The sequence below is a fragment of the Bartonella mastomydis genome (assembly GCF_900185775.1).
GTDB classification, from domain to species: domain Bacteria; phylum Pseudomonadota; class Alphaproteobacteria; order Rhizobiales; family Rhizobiaceae; genus Bartonella; species Bartonella elizabethae.
This window is the reverse complement of record NZ_LT883138.1, coordinates 590,066-605,767: the sequence shown is the minus strand read 5'-3', so window position 1 is coordinate 605,767 and position 15,702 is coordinate 590,066. Positions and strand designations below refer to the sequence as shown.

Annotated in this window: 7 protein-coding genes; 2 read left to right on the top strand and 5 right to left on the bottom strand. The window is 38.7% G+C overall.

Annotated features, from left to right (window positions below; all coding sequences use genetic code 11):
* Window positions 1-9: 9 nt before the first annotated feature.
* A complete protein-coding gene (locus FJG96_RS05800) occupies window positions 10-1,359 on the top strand; it encodes a D-alanyl-D-alanine carboxypeptidase (RefSeq protein WP_139413147.1) in 1,350 nt (449 codons plus the stop codon).
* 32 nt (window positions 1,360-1,391) lie between these two features.
* A complete protein-coding gene (locus FJG96_RS05795) occupies window positions 1,392-1,670 on the top strand; it encodes a hypothetical protein (protein ID WP_139413146.1) in 279 nt (92 codons plus the stop codon).
* Window positions 1,671-3,439: 1,769 nt separating this feature from the next.
* On the opposite strand, the gene FJG96_RS05785 is transcribed toward FJG96_RS05795, so the two are convergent.
* From FJG96_RS05785 to rpoB, 5 genes are all read right to left on the bottom strand, one after another.
* The gene (locus tag FJG96_RS05785) at window positions 3,440-4,831 is read right to left on the bottom strand and encodes an L-serine ammonia-lyase (RefSeq protein WP_139413145.1); all 1,392 of its coding nucleotides are present in this window, start codon (window positions 4,829-4,831) and stop codon (window positions 3,440-3,442) included.
* Window positions 4,832-5,163: 332 nt separating this feature from the next.
* Entirely contained in the window at window positions 5,164-5,853 is a 690-nt protein-coding gene (locus FJG96_RS05780) for a nitroreductase (protein WP_139413144.1), read from the bottom strand.
* Window positions 5,854-6,066: 213 nt separating this feature from the next.
* Entirely contained in the window at window positions 6,067-6,453 is a 387-nt protein-coding gene (locus FJG96_RS05775; protein ID WP_139413143.1) for a MerR family transcriptional regulator, read from the bottom strand.
* A 466-nt stretch (window positions 6,454-6,919) separates the two neighbouring features.
* Window positions 6,920-11,131, bottom strand: coding sequence for a DNA-directed RNA polymerase subunit beta' (rpoC, locus tag FJG96_RS05770; RefSeq protein ID WP_139413142.1), 4,212 nt, complete (start codon window positions 11,129-11,131; stop codon window positions 6,920-6,922).
* A gap of 171 nt (window positions 11,132-11,302) precedes the next feature.
* The gene (rpoB, locus tag FJG96_RS05765; RefSeq protein ID WP_139413141.1) at window positions 11,303-15,454 is read right to left on the bottom strand and encodes a DNA-directed RNA polymerase subunit beta; all 4,152 of its coding nucleotides are present in this window, start codon (window positions 15,452-15,454) and stop codon (window positions 11,303-11,305) included.
* Between the last annotated feature and the right edge of the window lie 248 nt (window positions 15,455-15,702).

Genomic DNA, 15,702 nt, shown 5'->3' with positions numbered 1-15,702 from the left:
ATACTGCAAGTGTATATTAATGATAAAAAAATTATGCGCTGCTATAAAAAGATAGCAATTTCTTTCGTTATGTTAGCTTTTTCTTGCTGTTGGGCATCAGCAACACCCCAAGGAGCCTATCCTGATAAGTATGCGGCTATTGTTATAGATGCAACGACCGGAAAAACTCTCTTTCAAGCTAACGCCACACTGAAACGTTATCCTGCTTCTTTAACAAAAATGATGACATTGTACCTCCTGTTTGAATCTATGCAGATGGGGCGTGTGACTCCCAATACTCCAATTCCTGTTTCACATTATGCAGCAATGCGCCCACCAACAAAAATTGGATTTAAAGCAGGCCAAACAATTTCTGCAGAAGCAGCTGCTAAAGCACTCATTACAAGATCTGCAAATGATGTTGCTACAGCCATCGCAGAATATCTTGGGGGGAGTGAAAAAAAATTCGCTCGAATGATGACAGCAAAAGCGCGTAAACTTGGCATGAAACATACACATTTTGCCAATGCTTCAGGACTTCCGGATGTGCATAATTATTCTACGGCACGAGATATTGCCACCTTATCATTAGCTCTCCGTAAGCATTTTCCAAAACAATATAAATTATTCAAAACAAAAAGTTTTAATTTCCGTGGACATACGATTAACAGCCACAATAAACTCGTTAAAATAATGAAAGGTGTCGATGGAATTAAAACAGGGTACACACAAATGTCAGGTTCTAATTTAGCAACTTCGATGCGTCTTGAAGGTCGATCTGTTGTTGCTGTTGTTATGGGAGGTAAATCATCTACTGCACGTGACGAGCACATGGCTAGCTTATTGAATCAATATTTGCCCAAAGCAAGCCAAATGAAAAGTGGGGAACGTTTAGTGGCTTCTGTACACTATCACTTACCCACTGGCGCAAAGACTCCTATACCGACCATTAAAACTGATTCAGGTAATTTTGATGATGAAATTTCAACTATGTTGACAGCCTTTGCAGAACAACCTAAAAACTCCAATGTCGCGATAACGGCTGTAAATAGGGTCATTGTACCAATACCTAACCCTCAAAAAGCTATACCGGTTGAGACTCATAAAATTGTAAGCGCTTCTTTGTCCACAAATGCCGGATGGGCTATCCAAATTGGTTCTCTTCCTAGTAAAGAACAAGCAAACACTCTACTTTTAAAAGCAAAAGATACAGCTTTTTCTACTTTAAAGAATGCCTCTTCACATATGCAACTGTTTGAAAAAAATGGGCAGCGTTATTACCGAGCCCGATTTACAGGATTTCAATCAAAAAAAGCAGCATTTGATGCTTGTTCTACATTAAAGAAAGCAAATTTTAACTGCTATACTGTAGCATACTAAAAGTTTTTGAATTCTGCGTTAAGGATAGTATTATGACAGATAATGCTTTTGCTTCATTTCATGAAAAAGAAAAATTATTGAAGCAATCATATCTTCTTTCATTGCGTTCTCTTCACGATGCTGCAGAAAAACTTACTGGCTTAAAATATAATTCAACTGCATTAGATACACAATCCCTTGTTAATCTTCTCATTTGCCAAACAATGCGCAATCGTCGTCTCATGATGCCTCCTGTACGCATTCATTTGCGTGTTGCGAGTCAAACTGGTACTGTGCCTATTAAAATCCGGCTAGGAGCAACAAATATTTAATTCTACAAACCTTTTCTAAAAGAATTATTTTATTATTGCACCATTGTCTATAGTCTCAGAAAATCCTTTGATAGACATACTTCTTTCTTAAGTCGTAGGAATTATGTTGATGGCTTTTTCAATTATCCAATATCTTCAAGCTTCCAATCAAACTATTTTTTAAGGACACGAAGAATACCAAATATTTTTCCACTTTTTGATTTAACAGCAAAAATTGTCCTTGATATCTTTCTGAAAAAATGATCCCTACATAGGATGAAAGCTTATCATTTTAGAGGTTATTGTAAAAGTGCAATAAAGAAAATCCTCTTAATAACGATTTCCTCTACAACAAACACGCTGTAAAAAATAATCTAAATCCTTTTAATTTTATTTCTTGAAACAAGCAAAGCAAATTTAAAAATACAAAGACTATCGATAAAAAACGTAAAAGAAATTATCAGATTAAATATTATGATACAATTTCCGTAAGATTTTAATTTATAATGGTAATTTTTTTATATACTTTGATATAGTAGCAAGTGAAATAGGGCAATGAGATGAAAAAATTAAATTATTTTTAGAGATGCAACAGGCTTTTTAATTATTTTCATGCTTCTAATGATGAAGATATACGAAATTCTTCTTTAGCATCTCATCAACCTTTTACACCTTCAGCAGGGATTATCCATAAATCATCTTCAATCTAATTATCACAACTATAACGCAATGGATATGTACGAATACCTGTAAGAATAAATATACGCAAAATCAAATGTGTTATGTGTTGTTTTGCAAAGTCTTTTTATAAAAAGCAGGCTTTTCTTTTAAATCCATTGCTGGTAGATTTTTTGTTTTATGAAATTGTTTTCCTAAGAGAAGCCCATGCTCTTTCTATTGTCTACAAATCAACATCCAAACCCAAAGCAACCGCATGTTTAAGACAAAAATTCAAGCGATTTAGTGTTTTTCTTTTGTTACAGCTTTTATATGCCAGATGGAAAAAGGGGGACTGCGTATCCTCTGTTGGGCAATCTCTAAAACAGACAGAAAACTTAATTTTGGAAGAATATGAAATTTTAAAAAGGTAAAAACTAATCCTAAGCCTTGCCATCATCTTTTAATTAAGCTTTACGACTTTCAAAAGCACCTAACGCGATATCCTTTAAATAATGAAGATTACGCACTATTTCACGCTTTTGTTTATCACATCCTTTAATGGTATCACAATCTTCATGTAAAAAAATTCACGAATGAACAACATGATAATGTCCTATTATCTGTATTCTATTCTTCATGAAAATTTTGACAAATATTTTTAATGTATAGGCTATTATTTATTTTAAATTTTTATCGGGACAAGATTTTAAATAAAAGTTGGAGAATAAGATTTTCTAACACACCTTTTGATTATTGCGAATTAGAGTTTTTTCAAGGTATTTTTTCGCCATATCAGATGTCCAAAAAATCTCTCCTTTTAAAATCCAGCTAGAAAGTAATGATAAATTGATCGCTCATTTTATTTATTTGCGCTTTTTTTCTAATGAGACTGTTTTTCCATTTAAGAGACAGATCAAACAGATATAAGTAATATTCTCCTTCCAATCTTGCGGATAAAAGCTCCTCCTCGTTCAGAAAGGACGAAACCATCTCAAATTTATCTTAAGCATACTGCTGAATTAAATTGGAAGTTTTTTTATAAGCAACAAAAAACATAAGCTTTCTTAGGAAGAAAAAATGTGATCCTTCCCCAACGAGTCCAGTTATGGATTAATAAAATATTCCAGCTCTTAACAAGATATTGCATTGACTGCTAGGCCACCTTTACTTGTTTCTTTATAGCGTTCACTCATATCATGACCCGTCTGACGCATTGTTTCTATACAAGCATCAAGAGAAACAAAATGTTCCCCATTACCATATAATGCAAGAGAAGAAGCTGTTACTGCCTTAACCGCCCCCATTGCATTACGCTCAATACAAGGAACTTGGACAAGACCTGCAACCGGATCACACGTCATTCCCAAATGATGCTCAAGCGCAATTTCCGCTGCATTTTCAATTTGAGCTGGGGTTCCACCTAACGCTGCAGTCAAACCTGCCGCAGCCATTGAAGATGCCGTTCCAACTTCACCTTGACATCCAACTTCTGCACCAGAAATAGAAGCATTATGTTTGATAACACCGCCAATCGCTGCTGCCGTCAATAGAAAATTATGTATTCCCTCTTGATTTGAATCATCATTAAACTGAAGATAGTAACGTAAAACTGCGGGAACTACACCAGCGGCCCCATTTGTTGGAGCGGTAACAACACGACCACCTGCTGCATTTTCCTCATTGACTGCCATAGCATATACTGAAAGCCAATCATTAGCCCAAAGTGGATAATTAAAATTTTTCTTTTGATTTTTCAAAAGCGTTTCATGCAGCTTTTTAGCACGCCTTAGAACACGTAATCCACCAGGCAACTCACCTTCTTGTGAAAGACCTCTATCAATACAATTTGTCATCGCTGAAAAAATTTCATCAAGTCCTGCATCTAGAGAAGAACGCTCAATCTTTGTTTCTTCATTTAAGCGCTTCATTTCAGCAATCGAAAGCCCGGATTTTTCCGCCATTGATAACATTGTACGCGCAGAATCAAAAGGATATGGCACCTCAAATGCTTCTGGTTGTATATCACCATTTATATGGTTTAATTCATCCTCAGTCACAACAAAGCCACCCCCGATAGAATAATAAATCTGCCTTAACAGAACATTCCCACCCGTATCAAGTCCTTCAAATGCCAGTCCATTAGTATGTCCAGGTAAGATTTCTTTTCGTTCAAAAATAAGATCATGTTGCAAATCAAATTGATAAGCGGGATACTCTTCTGGCTGCACTTTTTTTTCACGGATAACTTTTTCTAACAAAAATTCCATATTATCAGGATCAACTGTAGAAGCTTTTTCTCCTAAAAGCCCTAATACAATAGCCCTATCTGTTGCATGACCAATACCCGTAAAAGCTAAGGAACCATGGAGATGAACTCGTATACGAGAAACTTGAATATCGGATGACTGAGAAAAATCTCGTATCTTTTGCAAAAACATATTGGCAGCTGTCATCGGTCCCATCGTGTGTGAGCTAGAAGGACCAATTCCAATTTTAAAAAGTTCAAAAACAGATAAAAACACGTATCACCTCAAAACTGTAGCATGGTTTGAGCATACGCTTTTTATAACGTTTGTCCCATTTAAAATCAAATTGTGAGATAAACTAAAAAAATGACAGCAATAAACACGAATGTCGCTCGTCTTGCTACCACCCAACACTTTCTTTCTATAGTGCTTTCCATAGTCAACCTTTAAAATGAACAATGCCTCTAGAGTCATCTAGCTTTCCAAACGTAGTAAAATAAGTGTAAATATGCAAGACTAGAATTTAATCAGAATGTGAGATTTCTACCAGAACTATTTCTTATAATGCAGCAAGTCATTCAAAACATATGCTAATTACAAAAAATATTTTATGGATATGCTTCAATGAAACGTACAAAGTTTTCTAATGGTTCTCGTTCTGTCTCAAAGTTATTTTCTGGAGCATTCATATCGCGATAACCAAGTGCCATACCACAGATAATATGGCGATCAGAAGGAATCGATAAAAGTGTACGAATTTGTTTGTGATAATCAGCAAAAGCTGCTTGAGGGCAAGTATCCAATCCAAATCCACGTGCTGCGAGCATAATAGTCTGCATAAACATACCCAAATCAAGCCAACTCCCCATTTCCATGTCGTGATCCATTGTAAACAAAAGTCCTACAGGTGCATCAAAAAATAGAAAATTTCGCGCCTTTTGATGAAGCATTTTTTCTTCATCACCTTTTTGAATTCCAAGACTCTGATAAAGATCCAAACCAACTTTTCGACGCCTTGAAAGATATGGCTCACGCCATTGACGTGGATAATAATGATATTCACGTTCTCCTTTTACACCTGAAAGCACAAGTTGTGAAAGCTCTTGCCCTACTTTCTGTAATACACTTCCTGTAAGCACAATCACTTGCCATGGCTGAATATTTGTTCCAGATGGTGCACGTGCTGCAAGTTTTAAAATTTCTTTGATTGTTTCCAAACTAACGGGCTGGTCAGTAAAAGCGCGAATTGACTTTCGCGATAAAATAGATTGAAAAATACTCATGGGAGAAACTGCCATTGTCTTTGCTTTCTTTAATTGAAAAATATTTTTTGCTTATTAAGGACAATATATTGCGAAAATACCTTTGCTGCTTTTTGCGCACGCTCTATTTTTTCAAATGACTTACACATTTCACGCAGTGTTAAAGACCATCTACCTATTAAGATAGCACAACCTATCTCTTTTAATAGAAAGAAAATTTTCCAAAAATAGATGAAATAAATTTCATAATTAACGATTAACCCCCAACTCTGCTAAGCTCTCAAAAAAATTCTCCTCAATTCGTTCTAAATCCTGTAGAAGATCATCAATATCATGCTGCATCTTCTTTAAATCAGCTCGCTTTTTATGAATTCCTGCAATTAACTTCTTAAGCTTTTTCTCATCATCAGGTGGATCTCCAACCATAGACAAAATCTCAGATATTTCAGACAATGAAAATTTAACTCTTTTAGCACGTAGTATTTGTTTTAACTTATAACGGTCCGTTTGTGTATAAAGCCGCGTACTTCCACGCCGTAAAGGAATAAGAAGCCCTTCTTCTTCATAATAACGCAAAGTCCGAGCTGTTATTGAAAACTCACGCGTCAATTCTCTAATTGAATAATATTCGTACATTTTATCATTCTGTCTTCATAGACCACATTGTTATAAGAAATATACCTGTTTTTTTATAAAACTTTAGTAAGCACCCTATCCTCTACTTTCCCATACTCTAAAATATAAAGACATCATTCTCATCATAAGACTTTTTAAATCTTTGCAGAAAATATCAATCAAAAAATTTTCTTAAAATTCAAAATTAATCGTTATTTCACTTATAGATAATCCTCTCTTTTTCTTGAAATATGGCTTTTAGGCTTTACACACCCTGAAAAGAATTTTCTATACTGCCTTCAGAAATAAGAAAACTTTAAAATGAAGCACAAAAAAAGATAAGTATCATTACAAAATAATAAACGACTATCCGCTTATAATTTTTTATGATTATTCTGGGAAATATGCCGCTTCTACATTTCGAGATAAAAAAACGTCTGAACTTTCTATTCAGACGTTTTTTTTATTATGTGACGTTATCTTTAAATTATTTAGAAACAGTTTCAGCTGTCATATTTGTCAACATAGCCTTAGCCACTTCGTTATTACTAGACTTACGCTGCTCATCTACAATCAAATCATCACGAACTGCAGCAATACGACGGATTTGAGAAATCGTGCCACCTGTACCAGCAGGAATAAGACGACCGACAATAACGTTCTCTTTAAGTCCTTGCAAAGTATCAATTTTGCCAGAAACCGCCGCTTCGGTCAGAACACGTGTTGTTTCCTGAAACGATGCCGCCGAAATGAAAGAAGGCGTTTGAAGAGAAGCTTTTGTAATTCCAAGAAGAATGGGATTACCAGATGCAGGCTTCTTTCCTTCTGCAATCAAATTATCATTGATTTCATCAAGTTCAATACGATCAACATTATCACCTGGAATATAACCAGAATCTCCAGATTCAGTAATTTCAACCTTTTGCAACATTTGACGAACAATCACTTCAATATGCTTGTCATTGATAAGAACCCCCTGCAAACGATAAACTTCCTGAATCTCATTAACAAGGTAAGATGCCAACGCTTCAACACCCTTAATCGCTAAGATATCATGAGGGGCTGGATTACCATCAAGGATATAATCACCCTTCTCAATTTGATCACCTTCTTGGAAGTGAAACAACTTACCTTTTGGAATCAAATATTCCACGGGCTCAAGAGTTTCATCATTTGGTTCAATAATAATACGGCGTTTATTCTTATAACCACGACCAAAACGAATTGTACCACTGACTTCAGCAATAATCGCATGATCCTTTGGACGACGCGCTTCAAAAAGTTCTGCCACCCGTGGTAGCCCCCCTGTAATATCTTTCGTCTTAGCACTTTCCATTGGCAAACGAGCAATAACATCACCAGCTTTAACATGAGCACCAAGCTCAACAGAAAGAATAGTTTCCACTGACATCATATAACGGGCTTCACCTCCCTTATACAATTTAGCAATGGACTTACCCTCTTTATCTGCGTGGATAATAATGGCTGGTTTGAGCTCCGCACCACGTGGATTAGCACGCCAATCAATCACCAAACGTTTCGTAATCCCTGTAGATTCATCAGCTGTTTCAGTGACTGATAAACCATCAACCATATCCTCAAAACCCACATAACCTTCAACTTCCGTTAAAACTGGACGTGTATAAGGATCCCATTCTGCTATACGCTGGCCACGTTTAACCACATCACCATCATCAACAAAAATATGCGCACCATAGCTAACACGATGCACAACGCGTTCTTTTCCTAACTCATCCTTGATAAGGATAGCCATATTACGCCCCATAACAACCAAATGACCTTCAGAGTTACGAACCACATTACGATTACGAATCTCCACCGTACCTTCATAAGATGCCTCTAAATACGATGAATCAACAACTTGTGCAGTTCCCCCTAAGTGGAAAGTACGCATAGTAAGCTGCGTTCCTGGCTCACCAATGGATTGAGCAGCAATAACACCAACGGCTTCTCCCTGATTAACCGGTGTTCCACGCGCCAAATCACGACCATAGCATTTTGCACAAACACCAAGACGTGTTTCACATGTTAAAGCAGAACGAATTTGAACAGATTGAATTCCGGCTTCTTCAATCTTCGCGACATCAGCCTCCTCAATCATCGCTCCACCTTCAAGAATAACCTCTCCAGAGACAGGATGTAAAATATCAACAAGGGCTGTACGACCAAGAATTCGTTGCCCAAGAGAGGCAACAATTTGTCCTGCATCAACAATTGGCTGCATCGTAAGCCCTTTTGCAGTACCACAATCAACAGCTGAAATAATAGCATCCTGTGCCACATCAACAAGACGCCGTGTGAGATAACCAGAGTTTGCTGTTTTTAACGCAGTATCCGCAAGACCTTTACGCGCACCATGGGTAGAGTTGAAGTACTCGTTAACAGTTAGACCTTCCTTAAAATTCGAAATAATAGGTGTTTCAATAATTTCACCCGATGGTTTTGCCATTAATCCACGCATACCAGCCAACTGTCTCATCTGGTTAGCTGAACCACGAGCACCAGAATGCGACATCATATAGATTGAATTCATGGGCCGTTGACGACCTGTTTTAGGATCAAAATCGACGGCTTGAATTCGTTTCATCATTTCATCTGCAACACGGTCTGTACACTTACCCCAAGCATCCACAACCTTATTGTATTTTTCACCCTGTGTAATCAAACCATCATTATATTGCTGTTCGTATTCCTTCGCCAAAGCTTCTGTTTCTGCAACCAAACGTGACTTGCTATCGGGAATAACCATATCATCCTTCCCGAATGAAATTCCTGCACGACAAGCATAAGAAAAACCAAGCTGCATAATACGGTCACAAAAAATAACCGTCTCTTTTTGTCCACAGTGGCGATAAACGTGATCAATCATTTTAGAAATATTCTTTTTTGTCATTTCTTGATTGACAATATCAAATGAGATACTCGAATTTTTGGGCAAAAGCTCACCGATAATCAAACGACCAGGTGTCGTATCATAAAGTTTAGAAACTTCTTTTCCATCCTCGCCAATATTCTTAACGCGGCCTTTAATCTTCGTATGAAGCGTTACGACCTTATTTTCTAAGGCATAATGAAGCTCACCTATATCAGAAAAAGCCATTCCTTCACCGGGTTCTTTTTCAGAAACAATCGAGAGATAATAAAGTCCAAGAACCATATCCTGTGATGGAACAATAATAGGGGCACCATTCGCTGGATGAAGAATATTATTGGTCGACATCATCAAAACACGGGCTTCAAGCTGTGCTTCAAGAGAAAGCGGAACGTGAACCGCCATCTGATCTCCATCAAAATCCGCATTAAAAGCGGTACATACCAATGGATGAAGTTGGATAGCCTTCCCTTCAATTAAGATAGGTTCAAAAGCCTGAATTCCCAAACGGTGTAATGTTGGGGCGCGATTGAGTAAAACAGGATGTTCACGAATAACCTCATCTAAGATATCCCAAACTTCTGGATGCTCTTTTTCAACAAGCTTTTTTGCTTGTTTTACAGTTGAGGAATATCCTTTTGCATCAAGTCGCGCATAAATAAAGGGCTTAAATAATTCAAGGGCCATTTTTTTAGGAAGACCACATTGATGTAACTTTAATTCAGGACCTGTCACGATAACAGAACGCCCCGAGTAATCAACACGCTTTCCAAGCAGGTTTTGACGGAAACGGCCTTGCTTACCTTTTAACATATCTGAAAGAGATTTTAATGGACGTTTATTGGCTCCCGTAATCACACGCCCACGCCGTCCGTTATCAAACAATGCGTCGACAGCTTCTTGCACCATACGTTTTTCATTACGCACAATAATCCCAGGAGCACGCAATTCAATCAGCCGTTTCAAACGGTTATTACGATTGATAACACGACGATAAAGATCATTGAGATCTGATGTTGCAAAACGTCCACCATCAAGTGGAACCAATGGACGTAAATCCGGTGGAATAACCGGAATTGTTTTCATAATCATCCATTCTGGCTTATTCCCAGATTCAAGAAAATTTTCAACGATCTTAAGTCGTTTAATCAATTTTTTCTGCTTTAACTCTGAAGTCGTTTCAGCTAATTCGAGACGTAAATCATTAGCGATTTTATCGAGCTCCATACTCGCTAAAAGCTCGTAAATAGCTTCAGCGCCAATCATCGCTGTAAACTGATCTTCTCCAAACTCATCAATCGCAAGCATATATTCTTCTTCAGAAAGAAGCTGGTGGAGCTTAAGAGAGGTCAATCCTGGTTCGGTTACAATATAATTCTCGAAATAAAGAACACGCTCAATATCTTTTAAAGTCAAATCTAAAAGTGTAGAAATACGACCAGGTAATGATTTCAGAAACCATATATGCGCAACAGGTGCTGCCAGCTCAATGTGTCCCATACGCTCACGACGTACGCGCGAAAGGGTAACTTCCACACCACATTTTTCACAAATAATCCCCTTATATTTCATGCGTTTATATTTACCGCATAGACATTCATAGTCTTTAATCGGGCCAAATATACGTGCACAAAAAAGACCATCACGCTCTGGTTTAAAAGTCCGATAATTAATAGTCTCAGGCTTCTTAATCTCACCATACGACCAAGACAAAATTTTCTCAGGACTCGCAATCGAAATACGAATAGAGTCAAATGTTTGCGCTGGCGCTTGAGGATTGAAAAGATTCATGACCTCGTGGTTCATGCTGTTCTCCTTCAAAGATTCTTAGAACCTGTTGTAATATCTCATTCATTTTGTAACAGATCTTCTTTAAAATACATTTACTTTCAAAAATGATCTGTACGACCTTCAATAAGGTTATTGAGCCTCTTAAAGCAATCAGAGCGCAACCTTTTTCCCGTGCGCTCCTTGGAATTATTGTTCTGCCGTATCAGATAACACACGCTGTGCAATAAGTTCACGCGCATCATCAAGTTCTACATTGAGAGCAAGTGAACGCATTTCTTTCACCAACACATTAAAGCTCTCAGGGATACCGGCTTCAAATGTATCATCACCACGCACAATCGCTTCATAGACTTTCGTCCGACCAGCGACATCATCCGATTTTACTGTCAACATCTCCTGCAAAGTATATGCAGCACCATAAGCTTCAAGAGCCCAAACCTCCATTTCACCAAAACGTTGACCACCAAACTGTGCCTTACCTCCCAATGGTTGCTGCGTAACAAGTGAGTAGGGACCAATAGAACGTGCATGAATCTTATCATCAACAAGGTGATGCAATTTCAACATGTAAATATAGCCCACCGTTACTGGACGATCAAAAGGCTCTCCCGTACGACCATCATAAAGCGTAACCTGCCCTGAACTATCCAATCCTGCATCTTCCAGCATCATGTTGATATCAGACTCATGAGCTCCATCAAAAACAGGCGTTGCAATTGAAACCCCTTTCTTCATCTGAAGTGCCAATTTGTAAAGGCTTTCGTTATCATACTGACGCACTGGTTCATTATGATTATCATCAGGCATAAGATTTTCAATACGTTGACGTAAAGGAAGTATATCCCCTGTCTCTTGATATAATTCTAATAAATCACCAATCTTTTTGCCCATCCCCGCACATGCCCAACCAAGGTGCGTCTCAAGAATTTGCCCAACATTCATACGACTAGGCACACCAAGAGGATTTAAGACGATGTCAGCATGCGTTCCATCTTCAAGAAATGGCATATCTTCTACAGGAAGAATACGTGAGACAACACCCTTATTCCCATGTCGTCCCGCCATCTTATCACCTGGTTGGATTTTGCGCTTCACAGCCACAAAAACCTTTACCATTTTCATGACACCAGGAGGCATTTCATCACCTCTTTGGACTTTTTCAACTTTATCCATAAAGCGACGTTGTAATGCTTCTTTTGATTCATCATATTGCTTGCGCAAAGCTTCAATTTCATTTTGAAGCTTTTCATCCTCAACTGCAAATTGCCACCACTGCGAACGTGGATAACGCCCCATTACCGTACTATCAAGCTTTTTACTCTCCGAAAAGCCCTTTGGACCTTCTACAGCGACTTTACCTGTCAACATATCGGTAAGACGCGCATAAACATTGCGATCAAGAATCGACTGTTCATCATCACGGTCTTTTGCTAAACGCTCAATTTCTTCACGTTCAATGGCCATAGCGCGCTCATCTTTTTCCACTCCATGGCGATTAAAAACGCGAACCTCAACGACAGTACCAAACGTCCCAGGAGGCATACGCATAGAAGTGTCGCGAACATCTGATGCCTTTTCACCAAAAATTGCACGCAGAAGCTTTTCTTCTGGCGTCATGGGACTTTCACCCTTTGGTGTAATCTTTCCAACCAAAATATCACCCGGTTGAACTTCAGCACCAATATAAATAATGCCAGCTTCGTCAAGATTCCTTAAGGCTTCTTCTGCAACGTTGGGAATATCGCGGGTAATTTCCTCAGGCCCAAGTTTTGTATCACGTGCTGCAACTTCAAATTCCTCAATATGAATTGAAGTAAATACATCATCCGCAACAATGCGCTCAGATAACAAAATGGAATCTTCATAGTTGTATCCATTCCAAGGCATAAAGGCGACAAGAACATTCCGTCCAAGAGCCAAATCACCCAGATCCGTGGATGGACCATCTGCAATGATATCACCCTTCTCTACCCGATCACCGACATGCACAAGAGGGCGCTGATTAATACAAGTAGACTGATTAGAACGCTGAAACTTTTGTAAGCGGTAAATATCAACGCCTGATTTTGAAGGATCTAAATCCTCTGTTGCTCGGATAACAATACGGGTCGCATCGACTTGATCAACAATACCACTCCGTTTTGCACTGACCGCAGCTCCTGAATCGCGTGCAACAACGGATTCCATGCCCGTCCCAACAAATGGCGCTTCAGCGCGCACAAGAGGCACTGCCTGACGCTGCATGTTCGATCCCATAAGCGCACGATTCGCATCATCATTTTCTAAAAACGGAATAAGTGCAGCTGCGACTGAAACCAACTGTTTTGGTGAAACATCCATCAAATCAACATGATCGCGCGGTGCCATTAAAACTTCACCAGCATGACGACAAACAACAAACTCTTCTATAAAACGACCTTCACTATCTAATGAGGAGTTTGCTTGAGCAACATAATGCTTTGCTTCTTCCATCGCTGAAAGATAAATAACCTCTTTGGTAACTTTACCGTCAATAATTTTACGATATGGGCTTTCAATAAAGCCATATTTGTTAACCCGAGCAAATGTTGCTAAGGAGTTAATGAGACCAATATTGGGACCTTCAGGTGTTTCAATCGGACAAATACGACCATAATGCGTAGGATGAACGTCACGAACTTCAAAACCCGCACGCTCACGAGTCAATCCCCCTGGACCAAGAGCAGAAAGACGGCGCTTATGGGTGATTTCCGACAATGGATTGGTTTGATCCATAAATTGCGACAATTGAGAAGATCCAAAAAACTCACGAACGGCTGCTGCTGCAGGCTTTGCATTGATTAAATCCTGCGGCATCACTGTATCAATTTCAACCGATGACATACGTTCTTTTATCGCGCGTTCCATACGAAGGAGACCAATGCGATATTGATTTTCCATCAACTCCCCAACGGAGCGAACACGACGATTGCCAAGATTATCAATATCATCGATTTCACCACGACCATCACGCAACTCAACCAACATTTTAACAACAGCAAGAATATCTTCTTGACGCAAAACGCGAACGGTATCTGGACAATCAAGATCCATACGCAAATTCATCTTAACACGTCCAACAGCTGAAAGATCATAACGCTCTGGATCAAAAAACAATGAATGAAACATTGCTTCTGCTGTATCGATTGTGGGAGGCTCACCTGGACGCATTACTCGGTAAATATCAAACAATGCATCCTGTCGACTTTCATTCTTATCCACTTTTAAAGTATTGCGGATATAAGCGCCAATATTCATGTGATCAATATCAAGGATATTAATTTGATCAGCACTAACATCAAGCAAAATTTTCAATACTTTTTCGTCAATTTCATCGCCCGCTTCAAGGTAAATCTCACCTGTTTCGTAATTGACAATATCTTCAGCAAGATAACACCCTAATAAATCATCTTCACTAACTTTAACCGCCTTGAGGCCTTTTTCTGCCAAAGACTTCGCAGTACGAACTGTCAGTTTTTTACCAGCTTCCGCAACAACTTCACCACTCTCTGCATCTATAAGGTCAGAAATGAGCTTCATTCCTTTAAAGCGATCAACAGAATAAGGAACACGCCATCCTTCTCCATCACGCTCATAAGTCACTTTATCGTAAAACGTCGATAAAATATCTGAAGCATCCATACCTAATGCCATTAACAGACTGGTAACAGGTATCTTACGTCGCCGATCAATACGCGCATAAATAATGTCCTTAGCATCGAATTCAATATCCAGCCAAGAGCCGCGGTAGGGAATAACACGAGCAGCAAAAAGAAGCTTTCCTGATGAATGAGACTTGCCCTTATCATGGTCAAAAAAGACACCAGGAGAACGATGCATCTGAGAAACAATAACACGCTCCGTACCATTAACAATAAAGGTACCATTGGTCGTCATTAAAGGCATATCGCCCATATAGACGCCCTGCTCTTTAATGTCTTTGATATCTTTGGAGCCAGTATCCTCATCAACATCAAACACAATCAAACGCAATATCACCTTCAAGGGGGCTGCATAAGTTAAATCACGTTGACGACATTCTTCAACATCAAATTTCGGTAAATCAAATTCATAACCAACAAACTCAAGCATAGCTGTACCGGAAAAATCGGAAATAGGAAATACCGATTTAAAAACAGCTTGCAAACCTTCATCTGGTCGTCCACCTTTCGGTTCCTCAACCATGAGAAACTGATCATATGACGCTTTTTGAACCTCAATAAGATTCGGCATCTCTGCTACTTCAGGAATCTTACCAAAAAATTTGCGTACCCGCTTACGACCATTGAATTGAGACATCATTGCGTGAGTCTGAGCCATCGTCGCTCCTTGATCCTTACTCTTCAAGGTAGACCAACCTTGAAAGTTTTATATCATTAACCTGCATATGCAGACCAGTTCACTTGACGCCCAATAATGAGCATCGTTGACTTTCCCCACCAAGACAAGCCTTTCATTGACTTGACTCTATGATAAGGGGTGAGTAGCTAAACCCTATACCCAATACTACGCTTAATCCGTTGGCAAAAGGTTTTTTTACTCATTACTTTTCCTCTTTTTAGAGAAAG

Coding starts and splice junctions, on each gene's coding strand:
- FJG96_RS05795 (WP_139413146.1), top strand. CDS start 1,392: ATGACAGATAATGCTTTTGCTTCATTTCATGAAAAAGAAAAATTATTG.
- FJG96_RS05780 (WP_139413144.1), bottom strand. CDS start 5,853: ATGGCAGTTTCTCCCATGAGTATTTTTCAATCTATTTTATCGCGAAAG.
- FJG96_RS05775 (WP_139413143.1), bottom strand. CDS start 6,453: ATGTACGAATATTATTCAATTAGAGAATTGACGCGTGAGTTTTCAATA.
- rpoC (WP_139413142.1), bottom strand. CDS start 11,131: ATGAACCACGAGGTCATGAATCTTTTCAATCCTCAAGCGCCAGCGCAA.
- rpoB (WP_139413141.1), bottom strand. CDS start 15,454: ATGGCTCAGACTCACGCAATGATGTCTCAATTCAATGGTCGTAAGCGG.